This window comes from Alteromonas sp. CI.11.F.A3 (genome assembly GCF_032925565.1).
Classification (GTDB): Bacteria; Pseudomonadota; Gammaproteobacteria; order Enterobacterales; family Alteromonadaceae; genus Alteromonas.
In genome coordinates, this window is record NZ_CP136708.1 from 3,885,281 (window position 1) to 3,910,697 (window position 25,417).

Consider the following 25,417-nt stretch of genomic DNA (forward strand, 5'->3'; position numbering starts at 1 on the left):
GGGGGGATATGAAACTTTATCGCCTCAGCTCTCTTATTTTTATTGCATTAATAGCCTTTCACAGCTTCACTTGCTTTGCGTACACGCCAGATAAGATTGTCGTCGTTACAAATAAAAAAAACGATGTGGAAGTATTGGATAAAAAAGGCTTAATTAATCTTTTTATGGGCAAGTACTCTGCGTTTCCAAACGGAAAACAAGCTACGCCCATCGACATTGAAGTCGAGGCTAAACTTAAAGCGCAATTTTACCAAGCATTAGTCGGCTTGCCTCCCGCTCGCGTTAATGCCTATTGGGCTAGGTTAAAGTTTTCCGGTCGGGTTAAACCACCTGAAATCGAACTGACAATAGATGACGTTAAACAGCGACTCGAAAAGGATGAGTCCGCCTTAGCTTATGTATACGAGTCGTCTGTTACCGACAAGATGAAGGTAGTGTATCGCTTTGATTAATATTCGTGGTCTAGGTTTTCGTTTTGCGCTTTTCTTGGTGGCTGCCGCCATGTTGGTGGTTTTTACCACCGCGGAGTTTTTTTATCGCGTCACGTACGAGAACGAGATCACTGAAGCGAACTACGATATCGAAGAACTCTATCGAACCGTTGGTGCAACCGCGTCCATAGCTTCATTTCTAGAAGAAGAAGATTTAGCCAAAGAGGCGATAAATGGGTTGGTTAAGAGTGAAAAAATTCTTGCAGCATCTATCAGAAGTGACGCTTTGTATTACCAGCTTAACGTTACCGATGCGATTAACAAAGGCACTGAGCCTCGGGTATTTTTAGTTCGACACCCTTTCATACCCGAAGAATCGTTAGCGGAAGTTAACATATACCCAAACTTTGACCATATCATCCATCAAGCCGAGAAAATCAGTACCGACAATAGCTATTCCCTATACGTAGAAGCGCTTGTAGTCGGTATTGTTGCCTTGATCATTACTTACTACATCATTATTTCACCCATGCTTCGTGTGGGGCGTTCACTACATGAAATTACCCCAGGTACAGCGCAGCGTATTGCTGTGCCTGATTACCACACTGACAGTGAAATTGGTGCATTAGTGCATGATACCAATCAGCTGCTAGGCAAAGTTGAAGAACAGTTCTCTCAAGAACGGCAATTAAGAGAAGAAATAGAATTTCTGGAAAAGCGTTTTAGGATGCTTTTTGAAAATGCGAAGTCAGCCACGGTATTAATGACTGAAAAAGGCATAATTGAACTTAGAAATAAGGCTTTTATCGACCTCGTTATAAAAATCGGTCTTGAAGAAAAACAGGACTATGGCGAACTATTAGAAGAGTTATTTGAAAACCCTGCTGCAATAAAAACCTCACTTCCAGAGGCATTTTCGCGTAACGAGTTTGCCACGGGCGAATTCAAATTAAAGTCAGGAGCCAATAAAACCGCCATTTGGGTTCAGTTGATTGCCAGCCCATTAATTACTGACGACGGGGAGCGTTTTTATCAAATCACCTTCAACGATATTTCAACGCGAAAACGTGAACTGCAAAATCTGGCATTGCAGGCGGACTTCGACTCACTAACCGGAATATACAATCGAAATGGCGGTGAGAAGCTTATTGCTAAGTTGATGAACAAAGGACACCACTTTGCACTAGTGTTAATTGACCTAAACGGATTTAAAGCCGTGAATGATATTTTCGGTCACGATGCGGGCGATGAAGTGCTTATTTTTGTATCTGAGCAATTAAGAGACAAAATCCGTAAAGTTGATGTGGCGGTCCGCTGGGGCGGAGATGAATTTGTACTGCTTTTACAGGCTGAAGACGAAGAGTCTGTTGAAACAGTCATATCTAAGGTGAATGAAGGGGTCAAGCAGCCGTTTTATTTTAATGATGATACTACCCCCACAGTGGTCTCTATGAGCGTGGGCGTGGCGTTTTACCCTCGCATGAGTCGCAATAAGAATACCTTAATAAAGTTGGCAGATATCGCTATGTATAAGGCCAAGCAAAATAAGGTATCTGCCCCAGACGACTATCTGATTTTTGCTGAACCTGAAGGATTAGATAGCAGCAATAACCAGTAAAACGACGTTAATTGAGTTTACCGCTTTACCAACAGTGACCCCCACTCCCAAATAGCTAATTTAAATACTTCTCCTTAATCGCTAGCTCAGACAACCTAAATATCTGGGTCAAATGCCTAATCTTAATACCTAACGTTAATATTTAACCCTAATGCCTAACCTTTAGACTTAAACAAGACGCTGCGTTGAATACTTTTGGTGATTGCCATTCACACGCTATGAGATACGTGGCGAATACTTTTATTATCTAAGATACTAAAAACCACGTTTTGATCATCGCGCCATTTAAAATTGTGATACTCGCTGACTACGCTTCTGTTATACTTGAGCGAACAAGTGTACGCTGAAAGCGTGTGCGCTATATGAATGACAAGCGCCGAGATACCGAAGTGTTAATAAGCACGAAGCAGTACACATGAATCATTATGGGCGCTAGATTAAAACAGAGTTGGAGGAAGTCATGACAAGCATTACGGCAAAAGCCTATTCTGTATTAGAAGAATGGCTTAATAGTATTAGTCATGGTGTGGGTTTTATTGCTGCCATAGTAGGTATGGTATTTTTACTCTACCGCGCAGACAACACCCTAACCATTAGCGCCGCCGCAATATACGGCGCTACGCTCATTCTTATGTTTTTGAGCTCTACCCTTTACCATGCAACATCGCACCATAGAGCAAAGGGTTGGTTGAAACTATTCGACCACAGCGCAATATATTTATTGATAGCGGGTACTTACACACCTTTACTATTAGTGTCGATTGGAGGTGTGCTCGGAATTACTATGACAGCGGTAATTTGGTGTTTGGCACTGGGTGGTGTGGCCTTTAAACTTGTTGCGCAGCACCGCTTTCCAAAAATATCCGTGATGACTTATTTGTTGATGGGGTGGATTGCCATTGGCCTTATTTACCCGCTTTATATTGCGCTACCCAGTGCTGGATTGTGGTTACTGGTCGCGGGTGGTTTATGCTTCAGCCTTGGGGTGTGTTTTTATGTGGCGAAAAAGGTAAAATACACCCATGCTATCTGGCATGTATTCGTATTGGGCGGGTGCAGCTGCCATTACTTCTCAATATATTATTATGTGGTATGAATAAAATCGAATCATCATCTGTATCTAAAGGGGCAAATAGCCAAACTTCCTTGGCGTGGTTTTCACTTAGCGCGGGAAAAATCTGTCTGGGACAAAAACCGACATCAGACACCTATGCAAGGTTGAAAGGGTTGGGTGTTAGCCACCTTGCCACGTTACAAACCGGTGAGGAAGATGCCCCAGTTATTCGCGATGGTGCTAAAGCCGCTGGGTTAGAATGGATTTGGCTGCCTTTTTTGCATCCTTCCGCAGAATCACCTACCGATGATGTTCACTTGCATCAATATCTGCACGAACTGTCGCAGATGCTAACTGAAGGTGCCAGCGTGTATTTACATTGTGATGGTTCACAGCATCGCTGTAGCTTACTGTTTTATGCGTTGTGTCACTACTGCCGCGTACCGTCAAACAGTGCTTACAGTGCTTTGCATAGCTTTGGAGCTAGTTCGGCTAATGGGTTATCCCGTGGTGAACTACAATGGGCGGCTGAGCTTGGTCATACCGCCCCTTAACGTCGCTTTGTTCTCGGTTCGCGCTGTTAGTTAAACGCCGATGTCGAAGCCATAGCTTATGGGTTTAGCTAAAAGCTACAGTTAGAACGTGTAGATAGTGGCACTGGTCAATAGCGCTTCAGCATCAATCCGCTCTTGCACGCAGGCTTTTATATCCGCTTTGCTAAACACATAAATTCGGTCGTGTTTGTTGTTGTCATCGCCGTATTCAAAGTCTTTCAATATCATGCTGACGTGCTCTCCTTCAGGTAACCCCCGAAGTCCTGAGCCGAATCGGCAAAATGTGCTGCCAATACTGGCTTCAAAATTAGCCAAAAATGAACGATAAGCTTGCTGACGGCTCTCCTTTTGTTTAGCTAGCTTCGCCTGTTGCTCACCTTCTAATTGACGCGCTTGCTCTTCCATTTCCGCCGACTGAGCGCTTATGGATGCTAAAGATGACTCGAGTTCCTGCATTTCTTTTTGAAGCGCTTCTTTTCTATCATCGTCGGCTTGTCGTAACTCAAAAGACACATCGCGCTTGCGGCGCTCTAGCTCGCGGGTTTCCCATGCTAATTCTCTAGAGCGAGAGCGGATATCACGTATTTGGTCGTGGTTATCTTCAAAAACTTTGGCAATTCGACGGCTGGCTTCACCAGCAAAATCTTCCCATTCACGGCTTAGCTCAAAAACAATACCACCACCTTCTGGGGCAACTGGTGCTGCTGGAGGGGTTGGCATGCCTTCCACCATGGTTTCAATATCGCGGATCCAATCAGCACTTTTCCCACGAACAGATAGGGTAAACACTGCCCCCTGGCCTGCCAGATAACTGCTTTCTAGTCGCGATACCCGCCACCCTTTTGGGTTGGCGTTTTGACGAAACGCGGTGTTCATTACGCCCGACATAATTTCCAATTCATCTGACAAAGAATCATATGAAGTGGCATTGCTTTGTGCAAAGGTTAAGGTACTAACACTCGTTAGTAAGCATAAATATAATAGTCTTTTCATAAGGGCTACCTATTGGTTATTCGTCTTCTGTAGACACTGAATTTGAATTGGGAAGCACAACGCTATACCCCATACCTATGCCATCAATTTCATCTTGTAATTTACTGAACTGACGGACGTAAAATCGCTGATCATCAATACGCTGATCGTTAATAAATTGAAGTAACTCAGCAAAATCTTGCTTACGTGCATCTCGACTAGAGGCCAATAAATACTGAGTAAGATCGGCACTCGTCTGCTGTTGCTGTACCGCAAGTGATTGCGCATATTCTTTAAACAACACTTGATTCGCTTCTTGGTACATTTCCCGCTGTTTTTCTACTTGCTGCTGCACTTGCACACGTACTTGCTCAGCAACCAAGTTCGATAGCTGCTCAGCATCCACAGTGTTTGGTGCCTGCACCGTTAATGACTTCCCATTATCTTTATTCGGCATACCCGTAAACACTAATACAATAGCAACGGCTGATAGCGCACAAGCCAGGGCGGGGAAGCCTTGCCACTGAAACCAGCTCGATTTATCTTGTGCCGGAAATAGCTGCGCTTTATTCCAATCAGGCACTGGAGGTGCTACAAATTCACTGGCGCTGCCAGCCAGTAAACTGGCATTATCAGCCGCCGCCGCAAAAACGCTATCTTGGGCGTATTTTTTAGAAAACGAGGCTTTTTGTTCTTCGGTAAGACTGTTTGTTACCCACGCGATAATTAATGCTTCATTGCTATGGTCAGGTTGATTCATTTATTCCAACTCCAACTTTAATTTGGTTAGTGCGCTATACAAACGCGACTTGGCAGTATTCACTGAAATATCCATTTGCTCTGCAATTTCTTCAAAGGTGAACTGCCCAAAGAATTTGAGCTCTACCACGGCTTTTTGTGCCAACGGCAAAGCCTGCATAGCTTGCGTTACCGCCCGACTTTGGCGGTCGCTCGTAAGCTGCATTTCAGGGCATGATGTCTCGCACAAAGGCTCTGGAATATCATCAATGTCGGTAAAGGCTTTTCGCTTTCGGTACAACTCCATGCATCGGCAATGTGCTATACGATACAGCCAGCTTTTAAATGTGCCGTCGCCGCGATAATTCGCTAGGCTTCGATAAACCGAGACAAAGATATCCTGCATCAAATCAGAGGCGTCATGGCTACTTCCGGTCATGCGAATACCGTATTGGTACATGGCCGTTTCATAGCGTGATATAAGCGTGAACCACGCTTTTCTATTGCCTTTTAATGCTTGTTGTACGAGCTTTTCATCCCGTTTTATGAACACTGCGTTCCCCGCGATATAGGTGTTTTTTATATTCCCTACTCTTAGAGTCGAAGCAGTGGGCGAAAAAGTTTGAAACTTTTTCGCCAAAAACATTATTTAAGGGTGGGGACAGGTAGAAGTGGAGAGATGATTTCGCCAATACGACGGAACAATTGCATACGCGTGGTCCCTGAACGCCACACTAAACCTATTTCTCTAAAGCCTTGCTCTTCGGCGGCAAAACTTTTTAAGTTGGTATGAGCCAAGATAGATTGGTTAATGGCAAGTTCGGGTAAGAAGGTATAACCCATTTTACTGTTTGCTAGCTGAACCAAGGTGTACAAGCTGCTGGCCGCTACCGAGCTAATTTGATCGCTGTGCTGCAGGTTGCACGCGCTTACCGCGTGGCCGGTCATACAGTGCTCTTGTTGCAGCAAGAAAATACTTTTCTTGGGTAAAGAAGCGATATCGACGGGGTCGGGCAGTTTGTCAGCCATTTCTTCATGGGCCACAAGATGGAACGGGTCGTGCCCCAATACCATTTGCTTACATCCAGGGGTCTCCATGGGTAACGCTAAAATAAGTAAATCTAATCGCCCATCTATTAACTGCTGAAGCAGCTTTTCTGTGGTGTCTTCTTGCATCTCTACGTTGATGTCAGGCAAGAATGCGTTAAATGCTCCCAGCATACCTTCAAACAAAAAGGGCGCGATGGTTGGGATAACCCCTAACTTAAGTGTACCTCGTTGCCAATTTCCCGCATTTTGTGCGTATTCCACCAGCTCACCGGCTTCTTGCAGCAACAACTTGCTTCGCTCAACAATATCTAACCCCAAAGAAGTAAACACAAAGGTTTTGTGTTCCCGTTCAAGCAACTGGCTACCAAAGTGTTCTTCTAGGTTTTGAATTGCCGTGCTCAATGTAGATTGGCTTACATTACAGCGCTGGGCAGCCCGGTGAAAATGCTGCTCTTGATATAGGGTAACTAGGTAATGTAAGTGTTTGAGATTAGGCCACTTCATAACAACTCTTTACTGATTAGAAAATTAAGTTTTAATCTAGCACAAAGATTACAAAGACCCAATAAGAATACGGTTATTACCCTTTTATGAAATCGACCTTTGTTATGATGTAAATCATGCTTTCAAGGTAGCAAGCATGCAATTCAAGCGTTAGGATGAAGTATAAGAACATATAGCGCATTAATAGCTAAGGATTTCTATGGACAGCCATTTTACTAATATTTTATGTGTACTTAGTGACTCACACCGACAAGACGATGTAGTTGCCCAGGCCATTCATATTGCAAAGAGTAATCAAGCATCTTTAACTATCATGCTTACCTTAGAAGCTTTGCCGCCTAATGCCAATATGGTAATGGAGTCTTTTGCCTATATTGACTCACACCAATCTATGGAGTCTCAGGCAAAACATTGGCTAACTGAGCAGGAAGAAACCTGGTCGAAAGAGTACCCCGTGCAAACCGTGGTTAAAATTGGTCACCCACTGATTGATATTGTAACTGACGTGCTAAGGCACGATTACGACTTGGTTATTAAACGAAGTGAAGAAGGCTTTTTAGACCGCCTATTTGGTGGGCTAGATATACGCTTGTTTCGTAAATGCCCCTGTCCGGTTTGGGTGTTGAGTAAGAAGAGCCGTAGCCAATATAAAAACGTGGTGGCGGCACTCGATTTAAATTACCACTACCCTAAACACGAAATATCAATTCGTAAAAAGCTGAATTTAGACATATTACGTCATGCTGCCCGCATCGCCATGTTGGAGTTTGCGCAGCTTCATATTGTGCACGTTTTTGATGCGGTTCCTGAGAACATTGTACGAGATGGTTTTATTAGCGTAGACAACGACCAAATGGAAACCGATCTCGCAAAAATTCATGATGAAAGAGAGCAAGCCCTTGAATCGTTATTGAGCGAATTAGAAAGTGAGCTAGCTCCTGACACTATTGATTTCTTGCAACCTGAAAAACATATCGTGCATGGGTACCCTCGAAGAGAAATAGCGGCTACCACAAAATCACTTAACACTGATGTGATTGTTATGGGTACAGTGGCTCGCATTGGCGTGCCAGGCTTTATTATGGGCGGTACGGCAGAAGAGACTATTCAACAACTTAACTGCGCCGTGGTAGGCATTAAGCCTGAAGGGTTTGACTCTCCCATCAAGCTTGATGAATCTGAACAAGCTGAAGAATAGGCGCTTAAAAGTAGCCACTTAAGCGCAAGTCATACAAAAAGCCCAGGCTACCGCGCTATTCAAAAATAAGCGTTATTTAGAAAAACAAAAAACCGCGTTTAACGCGGTTTTTTGTTTTCAAATTTTAATAGGCAATTAAACGCCGAAGGCTGCCTTTAGTGCGAAGAAGAAAATAATAGAAAGGATAGCACCTGCAGGCAGGGTAACAATCCACGACACCACGATATTTCTTACTATCCCAAGATTAAGCGCAGACACCCCTCTAGCAAGCCCAACACCTAATACTGCACCTACCAAGGTTTGCGTAGTCGAAATAGGAAGGCCAGTGCCTGACGCTATCACTACCGTAGTGGCGGCGGCTAATTCAGCGGCGAAACCACGGCTTGGTGTAAGGTGAGTAATACCTTGGCCGATAGTTTTAATTACGCGATGACCGAATATGGCTAAACCAAGCACAATACCTAAGCCACCAAGCGGTAAGATCCACCATGCTAGGTTGGCACTAGCATTAATTTCACCGCCAGATGTCACCACACTCACTACCGCAGCCAATGGCCCAATAGCGTTAGCAACATCATTTGAACCATGCGCAAAAGCCATACAGCAGGCAGTAACAACCATCAGTAAGGCGAACACTTTTTCCACATTAGCAGCTTGTAAATCAGCGTCTTCTGAACCACTGAACTTCATACGGCCAATAAACCATTTACCAACTATGGCCAACACAATAGCGATAATCACAGCCAATATATAACCGTTAACAGCGCTCACTTCCAAGCCTACATGCTTTAGTCCTTTTTTAATGGTAACTAGCGACATAATGAAGCCTGCTAGTGCCATATAAAACGGAACATAACGCTTGGCATTTTCAAACGGAGATTTGGTTTCAAAGATAAGTTTATGGGCGCTCATGAAGATGAGATAAGCAATAATGCCCGAGATAGCTGGCGTTACTACCCAACTACCAACAATACCACCTACTTTACCCCACGCTACCGCGTCCATACTTACGCCAGTTGCGGTGAAACCGATAATAGCGCCAATAATAGAGTGAGTGGTAGATACAGGCCATCCCAACCAAGATGCAAAGGCTAACCATATACCCGCTGCAAACAAGGAAGAAATCATACCGAGCACAAGGTACTCAGGGATAGCAGAAAAATAATCTGGATCAATAATACCTTTACGTATGGTAGAGGTAACTTCCCCACCCGCTAAGTATGCTCCGGCGAATTCAAAAACCATAGCAATAATAATTGCCTGTTTTATCGTTAACGCTTTAGAACCAACAGATGTTCCCATTGCATTGGCGACGTCATTTGCACCAATACCCCAAGCCATAATGAAGCCGACACCGGCAGCAAGGAGAATAAGAATGAGACCATAACTCTCGAAAAATTCCACGGATAACCGCTCCTGATCTTTACGCGATTTAAGCTAGCTACTGCCACATCACCCGACAAATATGCGGCTGTGATGTAGACAAAAAATGATAGTTACACGGCAAAACGTTTCTTAGCATAGGCTTAGATTATTTTTTGCACGAATTATACTTTGCTGCGGCGCATGATAGCGTAATCGTCTGCAGAGCCATAGTGAAAATCTACGAAAAAACAGAAAACGCAACGGAATTAAATTCATACGATGATAATTTGGGCAAGTATTGCGGTTTTGTGACAGTTTTTGACCAATTTTTAAGTCAAATCTTCTAACTTTTGATGAATGTTTTCTAGTGGCGTATGCCTTACATCTGTCCCTCTGGTTAAATAAACCACGTATTCGCACACGTTTTTACACCTATCACCAATACGCTCTAATGAACGCATAGCCCACAATACGTCTAGCCAATCTTGCATATCTTCTGTGGTTTTTTCCATTTCTGTGGTGGTGTAAGTGAGTAAGCGTTTATACTCGCTGTCTATTCGGTTGTCTTGTTTATATACCGCCAAGGCCGCACTTTCATCCTGACGCGCAAAGGCATCGAACGTACCCCGCATCATCGCCGCTACTCGTTCGCCGATTAACAACATGCTGCTTTTGATAGTGTCAGAGCTAGGTAATTTGTTGCGGGTGACCAGCTTAGCAATACGTTCTATTTCATCGCCCATTCTTTCAATGTCAGTAATGGCTTTAGATATGGTCATGATTAGGCGAAGATCGCTTGCGGTAGGATGGCGCTTGGCAATAATCCGAATACATTCTTCGTCTATCTGAATTTCCATAGAATTAATCTTAAGGTCATTCAACACCACTTTTTCAGCCAAGCCAGGGTGATTTAATTTAAGCGCTTTTAAGGTATCTAGTAATTGCTGCTCTACTTCGCCGCCCATGGTTAACACCGAGTTTCTTAAGTTTTCTAACTCGATATTAAAGGTTCCGGAAATATGGGTATTCAGTGCAACCTGACGCATTGTATCGCTCCTATTCGCTACTGCTGATTTGGCTCATTAGCCGTAGCGGCCAGTAATATAATCTTCAGTCTGTTTCTTCTCTGGCATGGTAAATAGCGAATCGCTGTCTGCATATTCAACCAATCGCCCCTGATGGAAAAACGCCGTGTAATCTGAAACTCGAGAGGCTTGCTGCATATTGTGGGTAACAATCACGATCGTACAACGCTTCTTAAGCTCAGCCATTAATTCCTCAATAAACAAGGTCGTTAATGGGTCGAGCGCCGAGGTAGGCTCATCTAGTAACAAAATATCGGGTTTCAGGGCTAGTGCTCTGGCAATAACTAAGCGCTGCTGCTGACCGCCTGATAACGCATTAGCCGATTCAAACAATCTGTCTTTAACTTCATCCCATAATGCTGCTTCTTTTAATGCACTTTCTACTGCATCGTCTAAGTGGCGTCGGGTTTTGATGCCTTGCAGGCGAAGCCCGTAACAAACATTATCGTAAATACTCATGGGAAAAGGGTTAGGCCGCTGAAATACCATACCTACCTGCGTACGTAGCCGCGATACGTTCACCTTTTTACTATTGATATTACGACCACCAATAATAATTTCGCCTTCGTATTTGCAGCCGTCGTACAAATCGTTAAGTCTGTTAAAGCAGTTTACTAGGGTAGATTTACCGCACCCACTTTGGCCAATTAATGCGGTGATCTTATTTTTTGGAATACGCATTGAAATGTCGTTAAGCACATGCTTATTTCCAAACCATAAATTGAGGTTACGCACATCGATAGCCGTGGTGTCATCTGTGATGTCAGCCACGTTGAGCGTATTGCGTTCAAACAACTTCAGCATGTAAAAGGTTACCCTTGTAAATAGCGCTTTCTTAACCGCGTTCTTAGTATAACTGCAAGCACATTCAATACAAATACCACGATTAGTAGCAGCAAGCAGGCGGCAAACATCATTGAAGAATTCTTCGCATCAGTATGACTATGAAAGGCGCCGTCATAAATGAGTACGCCCAAGTGCATGAATTGTCTTTCTAGATGCAGATACGGGAACTCGCCGTCTATAGGTAGCGTAGGGGCAAATTTCACCGCCCCAACTAACATTAAAGGTGCGACTTCACCAGCTGCCCTCGCAATCGCTAATATAACGCCTGTCATTATTCCAGGTGACGCAATGGGCAGAATGGTTTTAGCGATAGTTTCAACCTTGGTGGCACCAAGGGCATAACTCCCCCGTTTTAACCCCTCGGGTACTCTTCTCAAGCCTTCTTCGGTGGCAACGATAACCACCGGCAAGGTTAAAATAGCCATGGTTAAACTCGCCCAAAATACACCTGGGGTTCCCATGGTGGGTGCAGGCAATTTATCTGCAAAGAAAAGTGCATCTATATTGCCGCCCAAGGTATAAACAAAAAAGCCTAAACCAAAAACCCCATAAACAATTGAAGGGACGCCGGCCATATTACTAACGCTTATTCTTATGGCGGTGGTAAACGGCGTATCAGGGGCGTATTCACTTAAATAAATCGCTGCCAGCACGCCAAACGGCGTCACTATAATGGTCATTAAAAATACCATTAGCACAGTGCCAAATAGCGCGGGATACACCCCACCAGACGTATTCGCCTGTTTGGGTGAATCAGTCAGGAAGGTCGCGATACGACGCAATGCCACCTGCCACTTTTCAAAATAGTTAAGCTGGCTTACATAATCGACGCTTTTAATTTCAGATACTCGAATAGCGTACGCTTGCGCATTGGCAAAAGTAACACTGAGTTCATATTCGTCTCGCTCTTCCTCTAAGTGGATAACTTCGTGCTGCCAGCGTTCGAACTGCGTCTCTAAGCGCTTTCTTGCCGGCGCATTTTGATCCACACCTTTGCTATCTAGTGATGCCAACGACTCATGAATGGGCGATAGTCGCTCGCTTCTGATTTTCTCTATTTGCGCACTTAGTGCCGATACTCTGTCTTGAATGTCTGAAAACAGCGATAAATCTTCCCGCCGACTGTCCGGTGTGGTTAAAAATTCAGGCTGCCCCAATACGAAGCGCCCATCTTTAATTTTTATTTCGGCACTGCCATAAGCAAGTTCTTTGTTGATGATATGCGCGCTGGCCAACTGCATTTGTGAACCATACGGGCTTTTCTCGTCAGCAAAGTGAACTTGATATATTTGCTCGTTTTCGTCAGCCATATAAAGCTGAGCGAACATCCTATTGTCAGACAGAGCGCTTTCATTGGTTGCCGGAACTTTATAAGTCACATTGTAAATGGGCTCGGGCCAAAAATACGCACCGCCACGAAAGGTGATAAGGAATAACACACTGACCAAAGCAATTAATAATAAGCTCGTGAAAAACGCCGTTAACGATATAACTAACGACTGACGATGAACGGCGTTAAAACCTCCATTGAAAATATTATTCATAATAAGATCTACTGCGTAGGCGTTGACGAGTAAATTCAGCAATCGTATTTACAACAAAGGTGAAAACAAAGAGTATGCCAGCGGTAAAGAAAAGAATTTGATAATGCGCCGATGACACATCGGCTTCGGGTAATTCTATGGCTAAGTTGGCCGTTAATGCACGTAAGCCCTCAATTAAGCCCCAACTAGATATCGGCGTGTTCCCTGTCACCATAAGTACAATCATGGTTTCCCCAAATGCGCGACCAAATCCAAGCATTATCGCCGCCATAATGCCCGGAAAGGCAACATGCAATACCACATGCTTGAGGGTTTGAAGCCGCGTAGCCCCTAACGCAAACGAGGCGTGCTTTAATTCATCGGGCACACCACCAATGGCATCTTCAGCAATAGAGTAAATACTCGGTGAAATAGCGACGCCCAGTGCTAGCGCCACCACTATCGTCGTTTTACCTATAGGGCTATCAGACTCAGCGGCTAGCATGTCAAAACCATCTACATTAATGACGCTAAAGAACCACTCTGGCGCCCATACCACACTGATATAACCCAGTATAAATACGCCAAGTAACGCAAAGCCTAACTCAGCACCATGTCGAATTTTAGCCGGCAAGCGATCGGCAACGGGGCGTTGAACAAAGGCTACTGCAATTAATACAAATGGAATAACAATAAGAAAAAAAGCAAAAGAGAAAAGAAATTGTTCGGCCATGGGTGATAGCCAAATGGCGGCGATAAAGCCAATAAGTACACTGGGAACCGCTTCTAGCATCTCAATGGCGGGTTTTAGCGCATGGCGAAGTCGCTCTTTGGCAAAAAAGGCGGTGTAAATGGCTGCGCCGATTGCTACTGGAATGGCAATAAATAACGCCAGTAGCGATGCCTTCATGCTACCTATTATTAATGGCGTAAGACTAAACTTCGCTTCTTGGAAGTCGGTGGCGTTTGTGGTTTGCCACACCGTATCTGCGTCGGTATATCCCTCATAATGTTGCGGTGCAAATAGCGAGCGCCACGTAGTAATACCGCTTAGGTGGTTTGCCTGCCAAATGAAAATAGCGTCATCATTATAGCCGTAAAGTCGGTTACCGAACCAAGAGACTGATTGTATAGGTTCGGGTAAATCTATGGTTGTGACCACTTCACCTGATACTCGGTTGATAAATAGTAGGCGTTGTTTATCAGTAAGCGCTGCCACCACATTAATACTGGCATGCTCTTTTATATCAACCAACCGTTCGCCCACATTTAACGAGAACTGGTAAGTTTCAATGAAGCCAAGCTTGTTAGCATCGCGATGTAATACCCACCGGCTAACCTGATTTGCGTCATCTTGTAAGAAAAAGGTCCTGTCTTTTTCTAGGCTTAAAATAGAAGTGTCGTGGCTGTTGGACTTATTGAAAGACGTTAATAGCGAGAGTTCTGATTCATCCTCAAAAAGACGTGAAAGGAACAAATGCGCTTCTTTTTCTACCAACATCATTTGTGCTCCAGGCAACAAATGTACTTTATCAACATTGGCAAAGAACTTATCAATCATTTGCGTGGGGTTAAGTTGATTGACCCAGCGAATAAAAGTACCCGATGGTGTATGTAGCGCTATTGCCGCCCACTTCGATGACAACGCAAAATGCCAGGACGAAGTTTGTGACCAATATTTGCTCGGTAGTGCAAAAGATATTGTTGAGGATGCTAGGCTTGAAGACTGACCTATAGGATCTGAATTATTCGCAATCAATACACTGCGATACGCTAACGACCTGACGGGCACCACGCGAACTTGTCCACCAGCGGAGATATCCACAATTGCATTTTCGCCCATTAATGAGGTAGTCGACAATTGATGATCACAAGGGCGAATATAGTCATGATGCTTAGTGATATTACTATCATTGTAGCCAAATAAGCCAAAGCGGCATTCCTCGCCGCTAATTACCACTAACTGGCCGCCAAGCAAATCGCCGGCGTTTTCAACATGGCTGCCTTGGGGTAATGCGAACTGGTGCTCTTTCTCAATATTAGGCACTAACGCCAAGGGTAAAGCCTGACTGACTAGGTGCGAAATTAAGATAACCAGCGTCAGCAATACCAAACCACCAAAGCCGGTGACGATATACCGCCCCCACCTATCGTTGCGCTGGCGTTTTCTATTAATGCTATCGCTGTAGGAAGTCATTCTTATTTAATAATATTATCAGGTGTAAATTACACTGGTGAGCAGTGTAAGTTTTGTTATGCTAATAGCAAGCGAAAACTTTTAGGTTAATTCGGGTGAATACGCCTAAAGTAGGCTGCCTCAAACACTATTGTTATCAAGGTTTATTAGCAATACTAACCAGTAGCGCTTTTTCAGTGTGACTTATGGTATTACCGTAAAACCACAGTAGCAAACGTATTTCTACAGATTCTGAAATAGGAGTTTCTCATGCAATCGCTCATTATCAGTATTATGGGTAAAGACAAGCCGGGTTTGGTTGATGCGCTAGCTAAATGCATTTACCAGCACAAAGGCAATTGGCAAGGTTCAAGCTTTGCGCATATGGCAGGCATGTTTACCGGTTTTGTTGAAGTACACGTTCCCGCTGACGAGAACGAAAAACTGGTTGATGCCCTAAATGCCATTTCCGATTTATCGGTTCAGTCTGTGGCCGTGAATACCGCAACCAATACATTAACGAATCAACTTACCGTTGATGTCATGGGCAACGACAAAGCAGGCATAGTGCAAGAACTAACTTCAGTGCTAAACCAATTTAACCTTAACATCCTCAACTTTTCATCACGTTGCGAAAGCGCGCCTAACTGGGGAAGTTTAATTTTTAAGGCCAATGCGGTTATTGCAGTACCTGAAGATTTTGATGACGATGCATTGCAAGATGCCCTTGAATCGTTGGCGAACGACTTGGTAGTGGATATACAAGCCAAGCAGTAAGGCCCTAGCGATACAAGAAGATTTCAAACCACCTCGTTGAGGTAAAGGACTACGAATTAACCCTATTATATCTAGGGGTTGTCACAGTAATGTCACTGACTGATGTCAGTCTTTGGCCATTTTAAGAAGTGAAAAAACGATAAATTATGGATAACCCAGAATTATATTATCCCAAAGAGCTTAGTTGGCTAGCATTTAACGAAAGGGTTTTGCAGGAAGCTGCAGATAAAAACAACCCTGTTGTAGAACGTATTCGGTTCTTAGGTATTTACTCCAATAATCTTGACGAATTTTATCGTGTTCGTGCTGCTGACGTAAAACGCCAAATTACCATTGCCCAAAATGATGGCAACGAAGAAGAAGCTGAAAAACAAACAGCGTTAATGGCTATTATCCAGCAGAAAGTAGTACAGCTTTCCGACAAGTTCGACCATATCCACAAAGACGTATTAAAAGCGCTTGCACGTTACAACATTCATATTTTGCGAAAGCATGAATTAAATGACTATCAAAAGCAGTGGGTGCGCAATTTCTTTGTAAATAAGGTGCTTCGCCATATAGCCCCAATTATTATTGATAAGAAGATGGACTTGTTAAGCCGACTCAATGGCACATCGGTTTATTTATACGTCGCCCTTCGACGTAAAGACCGCAATACTCGCTATGCGGTTATTCAGGTTCCTACATCTGACATGTCTCGCTTTATGCTTATTCCGCCGGAAAAAAGCCGGAAGAAAAAGCATATTATTATGCTGGATGACATGATTCAGCTTTGCTTAGAAGACATCTTCCGCGGCTTTGTAAAATTTGACGAGGTAGAGTCGTTTTCATTCAAGATGACTCGAGACGCCGAATACTCTATTAATGACGAAATTGACGAAAGCTATGTAGAGAAAATGTCTGAGAGCATGAAACAGCGCTTAATTGCCGAGCCTGTTCGGGTTATTTACGATAACGATATGCCTGAAGATATGATGCAGGATTTGCGTAAGCGTTTACGTATAACCAAGCTCGATACCATGCATGCTGCAGGGCATTATCGTAACTTTAAAGATTTCATTGGCTTTCCAAACGTGGGGCGCGAATACTTAGAGCACGCACCACTACCAGCTATCGACAGTAATGCCTTTTCTAAATTCAATACGGTATTCGATGCCATTACCGCCCACGACATTCTGCTCTACTACCCGTATCACCGATTCCTGCATGTGACTGAATTTGTGCGCCAAGCGGCATTCGACCCTAGCGTAAAAGCTATTCGTATTAATATTTATCGTGTGGCCAGCAACTCTCGTATTATCAACTCGCTAATTGATGCGGTAGATAACGGTAAGAAAGTTACCGTAGTCGTTGAACTTCGCGCCCGTTTCGACGAAGAAGCCAACATTGAGTGGTCTAAACGCATGACTGATGCAGGAATTCGTGTAGTCCTTGGTGTACCTACCTTGAAAATTCACTCAAAGCTTTGCGTGATCACTCGCGAAGAACGTGGCGCTATGATTAACTATGCGCATTTCGGTACGGGCAACTTCAACGAAAAAACCGCGAAAATCTATACGGACTACAGCTTGTTCACCAGAAACCAAGAATTGGCCAATGAAGCAGTAGCCGTGTTCGATTTAATTCAATACCCGTTCCGCCGGTATAAATTCCAGCATTTACAAATTTCACCTTTAAATGCCAGAACCCGTATTCAGTCGCTGATTCGCCAAGAAATTCAGCATTTGAAAGAAGGCCGTCCAGCGCAAATCACCTTCAAGATTAATAACCTTGTTGATAATGAATTGATGGATGATTTATATCGCGCCAGCCAAGCTGGGGTGAAAATTCGCGGTATCGTGCGTGGTATGTGTTCGTTAATACCTGGCTTAAAAGGTATTAGTGAAAACATCGAAATAATATCTATTGTAGATAGGTTCTTAGAACACCCTAGGGTGATGGTATTTGAAGGCGGCGGCGAGAGAAAAGTGTTTATTTCCTCTGCTGACTGGATGACCCGTAACATGGATAATCGCATTGAAGTCGGTTGCCCTATATACGATAAAAACCTGCAACAGCGCATTGTCGATATTATGGATATACAATTCCGTGATACGCTGAAAGCGAGAGTGATTGACAAGGAACAAAGCAACAAGTACGTTGCCCGAGGCAATCGGAAAAAATTACGTTCACAAATAGAAATTTACGACTATCTTGTGAAAGAAGAAGAAAAAGAAGCAGGAAAATAGAACCCTTAATGACTCAGCATGAAATGACTCAGCATGAATCCGTTTTTGATACCGTTGAAAGCCGTGAGGTTAATAAAGTAGCCGCGTTAGATATTGGCTCGAATAGCTTTCACCTTGTGGTAGCGCGTATTGTTGCAGGGTCTGTTCAAATTCTGCACCGAGTTAAGCAAAAAGTGCGGTTAGCTGAAGGGTTAGACGACGATAACATCTTGTCTGACGAAGCCATGGAGCGTGGCCTAAAAATGCTACGTATTGTGGCTGAAAGTCTACGCGGTTTTGAACCCGACTCGGTGCGTATTGTGGCCACGCACACACTGCGCAAAGCCAAAAACGCCCACAACTTCATTAATGCTGCAAAAGATATTCTGCCCTACCCCGTAGAAGTAATTTCAGGGGTGGAAGAAGCCCGCCTAATTTACTCTGGCGTAGCACATACTAACCATGCTGATGGTCAGCAACTAGTGGTAGATATTGGCGGTGGGTCTACTGAGTTTGTTATTGGCGAAGGGTTTAACCCACTTATTTGTAGAAGCTTACAAATGGGCTGTGTTAGCTACACTAAGCGCTTCTTCCCAGATGGGACTTTAAAAAACAAAGCTTTTGAGCTGGCCATTACTGCCGCTGAACAAGAGCTTGAATTTATTCAAGATAAGTACCGAAAATTAGGTTGGGTGCAATGTGTAGGTACGTCGGGCACGATTCGCTCGTTGTTCACACTGTGTCAACAAGATAAACCCAACGATCACGATATACCCGTTACGCTAAAAAGCCTGCGTAACCTAATGAAGCAATTTATTAGTGCAGGCCATATCGACAAACTTAGCTACCCTGATTTAACTGAAGATAGACGCGTGGTTATTGCCGGCGGCTTGGCTATTTTAATTGCAGTATTTAAAGCCTTAGAAATAGATACCTTAGTTTATTCCCCTGCCGCCTTGCGCGAAGGGGTGATTTACCAAATGGAAGATGAACTGCATCATGCCGATATACGGGGCAGAACTGCTAGCAGCTTGGCCACCCGGTATGATGTTGATACCGCACAAGCCACACTAGTGCTTAACACGTCACTTAATCTATTTAGCCATGCTGAAAAGGCATGGAAACTTAAACATCACGACTTCAAAAGTATGTTGGGTTGGGCGGCGTTGTTGCATGAAGTGGGCATTCAAATTAACTCTCGCGGTGTACAGCGCCACAGTGCCTATATTCTGGCTAACGTAGATATGCCTGGGTTTACGCAAGAACAACAAGAGTTATTAGCTACGCTCGTGCGCTTTCATAGAAAGAAAGTACGGGCTAATGACCTTCCTAATTTTAACTTGTATGATTTAGCCGCGGTTAAAAAGCTTATCGCCTTGTTGCGCATTGGCGCGTTGCTTAATATTAAACGCCAAGAGGGCTTCTTGCCCGATATAGAAATTGATGTAGATAAGAGCGGCTTAAGCCTTACTTTTCCTAAAGATTGGTTAGAAGAAAAGCCCATTTTAGCAGCCGATTTGATTCGAGAAAGTGCCTATTGGAAAGCGTTAGACTTAACGCTTTCTATTAAATAAGCCGGTTTCCGTAGGTCGGGTTACGAATAATTAAAAAGGGAGCATTAATGCTCCCTTTTTGCGTTTTACGCTTTAGGTTTTACAACAGCGTGAAATCAATTATTCCTCTTCTTTCTGCTCGGCGGAATACTTCTTAAACCATGCCAATATATTCTCTACCTTGCCTATCATTCGGGAAGGTTTTGAAGCGATGCCATGAGGAGAGCCTGGCACTTTCACTAATACCGTATCCACTTTTTGAAGCTTAAGCGCTTGGTAAAACTGCTCGGCTTCAGACGAAGGCGTGCGCTTATCCTCTGTACCGGTAATCAACATGGTTGGCGTTGTTACATTCCCCACTAGAGAAAGCGGAGAGCGTTCCCAGTAATGCGCGATATTTTCCCATGGTTTAGCGGGAAACTGAAAAGGAATTTGATATAGCCCTGAGTCAGCGGTGAGTACTTTTGAAAGCCAGTTAATAACCGGTTTAGCAACAACAGCGGCTTTAAAGCGGTTAGTTAACCCTATAGCATAAGCTGATGCTATTCCTCCTGCAGAGCCGCCTGTAATAAAGAGCTTCTCAGGGTCGACTAGGCCCTTATCGATAAGCGCATCAACACCAGACATATGATCGGCAAAATCGTACTTAGAACTGTACTTACCTTGCAGTAACAGTGCAAAGCGCTCGCCATAACCCGTGCTACCGCGATGATTATCATAAAATACAATATATCCCTCAGCAGCCATTCGTTGTAGCTCGGCAGTGAACACAGGGCCGTAGGCTAGGTTTGGGCCACCGTGAATCTCTAGAATAAGCGGGTATTTTTTAGTTTCATCGTAATTAGGCGGCAAGATATACCAGCCTTGAATTTCCTCATCGTCAATCGACGAGCGATATACAATTTCATTAACTTCACCAAGCTGCTTATGACCTAGCGCATCTTCGTTCAAAAACGTGAGTTGTTGTTCGTTACGAGTGGTAACAAATACATCTGCGGGGCGATCGGTACGCCCTTTGGTATAAGCCACTACGTTGTCGGCAGCATGGTACATACCAAATACGTAAGGACGCCCTAGCGTGGTGCCCCCTAAGCCTTTAGCAACAGATTTAACCTTGCCAGATAGCGTAACAATATCAACCTGAGCAAGGCCGCGTACCGATTGCTGAAAGTAGATACTCTTGTTGCCTTTCCATTGAAAGTTAGACACCGAATTATCGATATCAGCGGTAAGGTTTTTGTGATCAGTACCATCTGCATTCATGATGTATAAATAGCGGTTTTTATACATCACTTTATCGTCACTACGACGTGAGTACGCCACATACTTTCCATTCGGTGATACTACCGGAGCGGACTCCGTGCCTTTAAAGTCGGTAAGCTGCTCAATATCACCTTGCATATTTACCGTAAAGATATCGGATTCCACCGGCTCATATTCCCAGTTATCACTGCGATTGGCCGAGAAGTATATTTTTTGCGAATCAGGAGAGAAGCTTACACCTCCCCTATGATGATAATTACCAGAGGTTAGTTGCCTAGCCGTGCCACCATCAGTTGAAACTATAAATATATGCGTATAAGCAGGTTCTAAAATGCCTTTACCGTCAGCTTGATAACGGGCTTTGGTAATGTACTCAAATTTAGGTGCCCACTTCGCGTCTTTCGGCTTCTTAGGCAAATTGACTTTAAGGGGCTTTTCTTCAACATTCACACTCATGGTAAATGCGATATGTTTACCGTTAGGAGACCAGGTGATATTGCCAAGGGATGAAGTTACATTGGTGATTAGGGCTGTTTGCCCCGTATCCATCCAACGCACGTAAAGCTGAGGCTTGCCTTCTTCATTAGACAAATAGGCGAGTCGCTTACCATCTGGCGACCACCTTGGAGAATAGTAACTTTTCTTAGATGATAATAATGGCCGATGAGACTTTCCATCCACTGATGCCAGCCAGATGTTCGAGCGTGTGCTGTCCGACATAATGTCATTGGAGCGGCGAACGTAGGCGACTTGTTTACCATTGGGCGATACCCGTATATCACTCACGTACTCTAAATCAAATATATCTTCAGATTGAAAAAACATATCATTATCAGTGTCTTCTTTCTCATCCTCGGCGTATGAGAATGATGAAAGGCCTGTAAAGATGCATAGCAAGAATACGGTTATACGCGTTGTAACACGAAAACCTCGTCTACCTTGCCTGAGCTGGCAATTAACAATTTGAGTTGAAAACATGGAACCCCTGATATTTTTATTGGTGTTTCTTTATCTTACGGAATAAATCATCTGTTTTAAAAATAAACGGTGAGTAAACGTGGTTGTAAGATGAATTTGGGGCCGATTTGGTAAGATTTTTGACCTAAACAGGGGGAATGAGTACAAGGGAATCGGAACAGCTAGTAAAAAAGATAGGGGAATGGGTGTAGCTAATAAAAAAGGGGCGCTTTTAGCGCCCCTTTCAATAAAAAAAACTTATGCTTTTGAAGCTTGGTAAATACCTTCAATTGCACCATCTAGTGTAGCTGCAAACTCGTCATCAGATTGTTTGTCAGAAACACCTTCTGTTAGCGCTCTAGAGAAACTTGCGATAATGCCTTGGTTTTCTGAAAGCTTCGCATTGGCTTCTTCACGGTTGTAACCGCCAGACAACGCTACCACTTTAAGTACACGAGGGTGATCAACAAGCTCTTTATAGAAGTTAGCTTCATTAGGCAGTGTTAGCTTTAACATCACTTCTTGGCCTTCGCTCAACAAATTAAGCTGAGTAAGAATTTCAAGTTTAAGCAGTGCTTCTGCTTCAGCTTTTTGAGGGCTATGAATATCCACCTCAGGCTCAATGATAGGCACTAAACCTGCTGCGATAATTTGCTTACCTACTTCAAACTGCTGCTCTACCACATCTTTGATACCTTGATGATTTGCCAGTTTTACCACTGAACGCATCTTAGTACCAAAAACATCTTGGGCAACGGCTTTAGCCAGTAACGCATCTAGACCAACAATCGGCTTCATCACCTGTACACCGTTGCTCTCTTCAACAAGCCCTTTATCCACTTTCAAGAAAGGAATAACGCGCTTCTTCTGCCACAGATAGTGCGCAGTAGACATGCCTTCAATTTCACGGTCTAGGGTATTTTCAAATAAAATAGCGCCTAAAACCCGCTCGCCACTGAAAGGGGTGCTGGTGATAATACGTGTACGCATTTGGTGAACAAGGTTAAACATTTCTTCGTCAGAACTGTATTCTGACTCTTCAATGCCATATAAACGTAGCGCTTTTGGTGTACTTCCGCCGCTTTGATCCAAAGCTGCAATAAAACCAACCTGCGTTTTAAGTTTATCTAGCATGGCCTGCTGTGCTTGTGATGCCATTGCAACACTCCTTTTTTATAATACTGCTCTAAGAACAGGTGTAGGGTTTATCGTTATATGCCGACGTACTTCAATGTATCGCCGGCGAAAATCGGAATCGATTTTTTAGTAGTCTGCTAATTTTATTTGTTTTTTTCTTCTAGCATGGCTACTGCAGGTAATGTTTTGCCTTCTAGAAACTCTAGAAATGCACCACCACCTGTAGAGATATAAGATATCTTATCAGCGATTTCATATTTATCTACTGCTGCCAGTGTATCACCACCACCTGCAATTGAGAACGCATCGCTATCAGCAATAGCCTCGGCTAACGCCTTTGTACCTGCACTGAACTGTTCAAATTCAAATACACCTACTGGGCCATTCCATACAATCGTACCCGCATTTTTAATAATGCTTTCAAGGGCTTTTGATGAATCAGGGCCGATATCAAAAATCATATCATCGTCAGCGACATCACTAACGGCTTTAAGTGTTGCTTCTGTATTTTCATCGAAAGCTTTACCCACTACTACATCGGTAGGTACTGGAATATTCCCGCCATTGGCGACTGCATCGCTCATTAACTGCTTCGCTTGCTCAGTTAAATCCATTTCTACCAAAGACTTACCTACGTTATGACCTTGCGCGGCAATAAACGTATTGGCAATACCGCCGCCAACAATAAGTTGGTCAACTTTTTCAGCTAAGGTTTTAAGTACGGTAAGTTTCGTCGAAACTTTAGAACCGCCTACAATGGCTACCATTGGACGTTTAGGGTTGTCTAATGCTTTGCCTAGTGCATCTAGCTCTGCCGCAAGAAGTGGGCCTGCACACGCTTTAGTGGCAAATTTTGCCACACCGTGGGTAGACGCTTGTGCGCGGTGGGCGGTGCCAAATGCGTCCATTACGAAGATATCGCAAAGGGCTGCATATTGCTTTGATAGGGTTTCGTCGTCGCTTTTCTCGCCTTCATTAAAGCGTACGTTTTCTAGAATAACCAAAGAACCTGGTGCTACATCAACACCGTCTAAATAGTCTTTTTCTAGGGTAACCGGTACGTCTAACGCGTCGTTCAAATAATTCACAACAGGCTGAAGTGAGAATTCTTCCGCTGGCTCGCCTTCTGTAGGGCGGCCTAAATGTGACATTACCATTACCGCAGCACCAGCATCTAGCGCCGCTTTAATAGTTGGGATGGAAGCTTTAATACGCGCATCAGAGGTCACTACGCCATCTTTTACTGGCACGTTTAAGTCTTGTCTAATTAATACGCGCTGACCGTTTAAGGCCAAATCACTCATACTTGGAATTGCCATTGTCTTTCCCTTGTTAATCGAATAACTGTGAAAGCTGCCAAGGCTGGCGCTACCAACCTTGGCAGCAAAATTCTTAATTAGCTTGCGTCATACATTGCTTGCGCGGTGTCGAGCATTCTGTTTGCAAAACCCCATTCGTTGTCACACCACACCAGTGTTTTTACCAGTTGCTTATGACTAACGCGGGTTTGCGTACCATCCACAATACAAGAATGAGGATCGTGATTGAAATCAACAGAAACTAGCGGCTCTTCTGTATAATCTAAAATACCCTGCAATCGCCCTGCTTTCACTCGCTTCAATGCCTGATTAACGTCAGCAATGGTTACTTGCGTACTTAAGGTTACACTTAAATCCATTGCAGTAACATTAATGGTTGGCACCCGTACCGCAATAGCTTCAAATTTACCTGCAAATTTAGGCAAAATACGTTCTATTCCCGCGGCTAACCGTGTGTCTACTGGAATAATAGACTGACTGGCTGCGCGAGTACGACGTAAATCGGGGTGGTAAGCATCGATAACTTGCTGATCGTGCATAGATGCGTGAATAGTGGTAATCGTTCCGCTTTCAACCCCAAAGGCTGCGTCTAGCGCTTGAATAACCGGCACAATGCAGTTGGTTGTACACGACCCATTAGACACCAACTTATGCTCGGCTTTTAGCGTGTCATCGTTGGTACCAAAAATCACGGTATTGTCTAAATCGGGGGAACCCGGAGAAGAGAAGAGCACTTTACCTGCCCCCGCATTAATATGCGATTGACCTGACACCCTATCATCAAACTTACCTGTACATTCCAGTACAATATCCACCCCAATTTCTCGCCAAGGCAGTAAGTTAATATCAGGTTGTGCTAACAAGCGAATAGCATCGCCTGCTACGTTTAGTGTGTTGTTATCTAGTGCCACATCAAAACCGAACCGCCCATGGGCGGTATCGTATTTTAATAAGTGAGCAATACCTTCTGGCTTAGCGACATCATTAATCGCAACCACGTTGAAGTGGCTATTGCGTCCGCTTTCATAAAGCGCACGCAATACATTGCGACCAATACGACCAAACCCGTTTATGGCAATGTTTACCATAG

At 43.9% G+C, this 25,417-nt stretch carries 21 protein-coding genes; 8 read left to right on the forward strand and 13 right to left on the reverse strand.

All coding sequences use genetic code 11. The features are described 5' to 3' along the window. The first annotated feature begins 8 nt into the window (after positions 1 to 8). From R1T43_RS16705 to R1T43_RS16720, 4 genes are all read left to right on the forward strand, one after another. Positions 9 to 452 carry a hypothetical protein gene (locus R1T43_RS16705; RefSeq protein ID WP_317350429.1) on the forward strand — a complete coding sequence of 148 codons (444 nt, stop codon included), beginning with the start codon at positions 9 to 11 and terminating at the stop codon, positions 450 to 452. Continuing rightward, on the forward strand, positions 445 to 2,049 hold the full coding sequence (locus tag R1T43_RS16710) for a diguanylate cyclase domain-containing protein (RefSeq protein WP_317350430.1): 1,605 nt from the start codon (positions 445 to 447) through the stop codon (positions 2,047 to 2,049). The genes R1T43_RS16705 and R1T43_RS16710 overlap by 8 nt, the downstream gene beginning before the upstream one ends. A gap of 460 nt (positions 2,050 to 2,509) precedes the next feature. Next, a complete protein-coding gene (trhA, locus tag R1T43_RS16715) occupies positions 2,510 to 3,145 on the forward strand; it encodes a PAQR family membrane homeostasis protein TrhA (protein ID WP_317350431.1) in 636 nt (211 codons plus the stop codon). Further along, the gene (locus R1T43_RS16720; protein WP_317350432.1) at positions 3,142 to 3,657 is read left to right on the forward strand and encodes a hypothetical protein; all 516 of its coding nucleotides are present in this window, start codon (positions 3,142 to 3,144) and stop codon (positions 3,655 to 3,657) included. Before trhA ends, R1T43_RS16720 begins: the two co-directional genes overlap by 4 nt. Positions 3,658 to 3,738: 81 nt before the next feature. On the opposite strand, the gene R1T43_RS16725 is transcribed toward R1T43_RS16720, so the two are convergent. The 4 genes from R1T43_RS16725 to R1T43_RS16740 all read right to left on the reverse strand — a co-directional run bounded on the left by R1T43_RS16725 (position 3,739) and on the right by R1T43_RS16740 (position 6,921). Next, positions 3,739 to 4,650 carry a hypothetical protein gene (locus tag R1T43_RS16725; RefSeq protein WP_317350433.1) on the reverse strand — a complete coding sequence of 304 codons (912 nt, stop codon included), beginning with the start codon at positions 4,648 to 4,650 and terminating at the stop codon, positions 3,739 to 3,741. A gap of 16 nt (positions 4,651 to 4,666) precedes the next feature. Beyond that, a complete protein-coding gene (locus R1T43_RS16730) occupies positions 4,667 to 5,389 on the reverse strand; it encodes a hypothetical protein (protein ID WP_317350434.1) in 723 nt (240 codons plus the stop codon). Beyond that, positions 5,390 to 5,920, reverse strand: coding sequence for a sigma-70 family RNA polymerase sigma factor (locus R1T43_RS16735; RefSeq protein ID WP_317350435.1), 531 nt, complete (start codon positions 5,918 to 5,920; stop codon positions 5,390 to 5,392). 92 nt (positions 5,921 to 6,012) lie between these two features. After that, positions 6,013 to 6,921, reverse strand: a complete 909-nt coding sequence (locus R1T43_RS16740; protein WP_211069814.1) for a hydrogen peroxide-inducible genes activator — start codon at positions 6,919 to 6,921, stop codon at positions 6,013 to 6,015. A 199-nt stretch (positions 6,922 to 7,120) separates the two neighbouring features. On the opposite strand from R1T43_RS16740, the gene R1T43_RS16745 reads away from it, so the two are divergent. Continuing rightward, complete coding sequence (locus tag R1T43_RS16745; protein ID WP_317350436.1) at positions 7,121 to 8,119, forward strand: universal stress protein; 999 nt, start codon at positions 7,121 to 7,123, stop codon at positions 8,117 to 8,119. Positions 8,120 to 8,254: 135 nt separating this feature from the next. On the opposite strand, the gene R1T43_RS16750 is transcribed toward R1T43_RS16745, so the two are convergent. The 5 genes from R1T43_RS16750 to R1T43_RS16770 all read right to left on the reverse strand — a co-directional run bounded on the left by R1T43_RS16750 (position 8,255) and on the right by R1T43_RS16770 (position 15,135). After that, on the reverse strand, positions 8,255 to 9,523 hold the full coding sequence (locus tag R1T43_RS16750; protein ID WP_211069816.1) for an inorganic phosphate transporter: 1,269 nt from the start codon (positions 9,521 to 9,523) through the stop codon (positions 8,255 to 8,257). A gap of 290 nt (positions 9,524 to 9,813) precedes the next feature. Then, the gene (gene phoU / locus R1T43_RS16755) at positions 9,814 to 10,530 is read right to left on the reverse strand and encodes a phosphate signaling complex protein PhoU (RefSeq protein ID WP_211069817.1); all 717 of its coding nucleotides are present in this window, start codon (positions 10,528 to 10,530) and stop codon (positions 9,814 to 9,816) included. A 36-nt stretch (positions 10,531 to 10,566) separates the two neighbouring features. Next, the gene (gene pstB, locus R1T43_RS16760; protein WP_057793688.1) at positions 10,567 to 11,373 is read right to left on the reverse strand and encodes a phosphate ABC transporter ATP-binding protein PstB; all 807 of its coding nucleotides are present in this window, start codon (positions 11,371 to 11,373) and stop codon (positions 10,567 to 10,569) included. Positions 11,374 to 11,381: 8 nt separating this feature from the next. Next, positions 11,382 to 12,959, reverse strand: coding sequence for a phosphate ABC transporter permease PstA (pstA, locus tag R1T43_RS16765; protein WP_317350437.1), 1,578 nt, complete (start codon positions 12,957 to 12,959; stop codon positions 11,382 to 11,384). Beyond that, on the reverse strand, positions 12,952 to 15,135 hold the full coding sequence (locus tag R1T43_RS16770; RefSeq protein ID WP_317350438.1) for an ABC transporter permease subunit: 2,184 nt from the start codon (positions 15,133 to 15,135) through the stop codon (positions 12,952 to 12,954). The genes pstA and R1T43_RS16770 overlap by 8 nt, the downstream gene beginning before the upstream one ends. 249 nt (positions 15,136 to 15,384) lie before the next feature. Between R1T43_RS16770 and R1T43_RS16775 the strand changes: the two genes are divergently transcribed. The 3 genes from R1T43_RS16775 (at position 15,385) to ppx (ending at position 19,672) form a co-directional block, all read left to right on the forward strand. Next, the gene (locus tag R1T43_RS16775) at positions 15,385 to 15,891 is read left to right on the forward strand and encodes a glycine cleavage system protein R (protein ID WP_211069820.1); all 507 of its coding nucleotides are present in this window, start codon (positions 15,385 to 15,387) and stop codon (positions 15,889 to 15,891) included. Positions 15,892 to 16,037: 146 nt separating this feature from the next. Then, entirely contained in the window at positions 16,038 to 18,119 is a 2,082-nt protein-coding gene (gene ppk1, locus R1T43_RS16780; RefSeq protein ID WP_211069821.1) for a polyphosphate kinase 1, read from the forward strand. A gap of 23 nt (positions 18,120 to 18,142) precedes the next feature. Further along, complete coding sequence (gene ppx, locus R1T43_RS16785; protein ID WP_211070032.1) at positions 18,143 to 19,672, forward strand: exopolyphosphatase; 1,530 nt, start codon at positions 18,143 to 18,145, stop codon at positions 19,670 to 19,672. Between the two features lie 99 nt (positions 19,673 to 19,771). Here the strand turns inward: ppx and R1T43_RS16790 are convergent, their stop codons facing one another. The 4 genes from R1T43_RS16790 to epd all read right to left on the reverse strand — a co-directional run bounded on the left by R1T43_RS16790 (position 19,772) and on the right by epd (position 25,415). Continuing rightward, a complete protein-coding gene (locus R1T43_RS16790; RefSeq protein WP_317350439.1) occupies positions 19,772 to 21,892 on the reverse strand; it encodes a S9 family peptidase in 2,121 nt (706 codons plus the stop codon). 237 nt (positions 21,893 to 22,129) lie between these two features. Further along, positions 22,130 to 23,029, reverse strand: coding sequence for a fructose bisphosphate aldolase (locus R1T43_RS16795; protein ID WP_057793695.1), 900 nt, complete (start codon positions 23,027 to 23,029; stop codon positions 22,130 to 22,132). A gap of 122 nt (positions 23,030 to 23,151) precedes the next feature. Next, complete coding sequence (locus R1T43_RS16800) at positions 23,152 to 24,327, reverse strand: phosphoglycerate kinase (RefSeq protein ID WP_211069823.1); 1,176 nt, start codon at positions 24,325 to 24,327, stop codon at positions 23,152 to 23,154. Positions 24,328 to 24,404: 77 nt separating this feature from the next. Next, positions 24,405 to 25,415 (reverse strand): erythrose-4-phosphate dehydrogenase, encoded by a 1,011-nt coding sequence (gene epd / locus R1T43_RS16805; RefSeq protein ID WP_211069824.1) that lies wholly within the window; start codon positions 25,413 to 25,415, stop codon positions 24,405 to 24,407. Between the last annotated feature and the right edge of the window lie 2 nt (positions 25,416 to 25,417).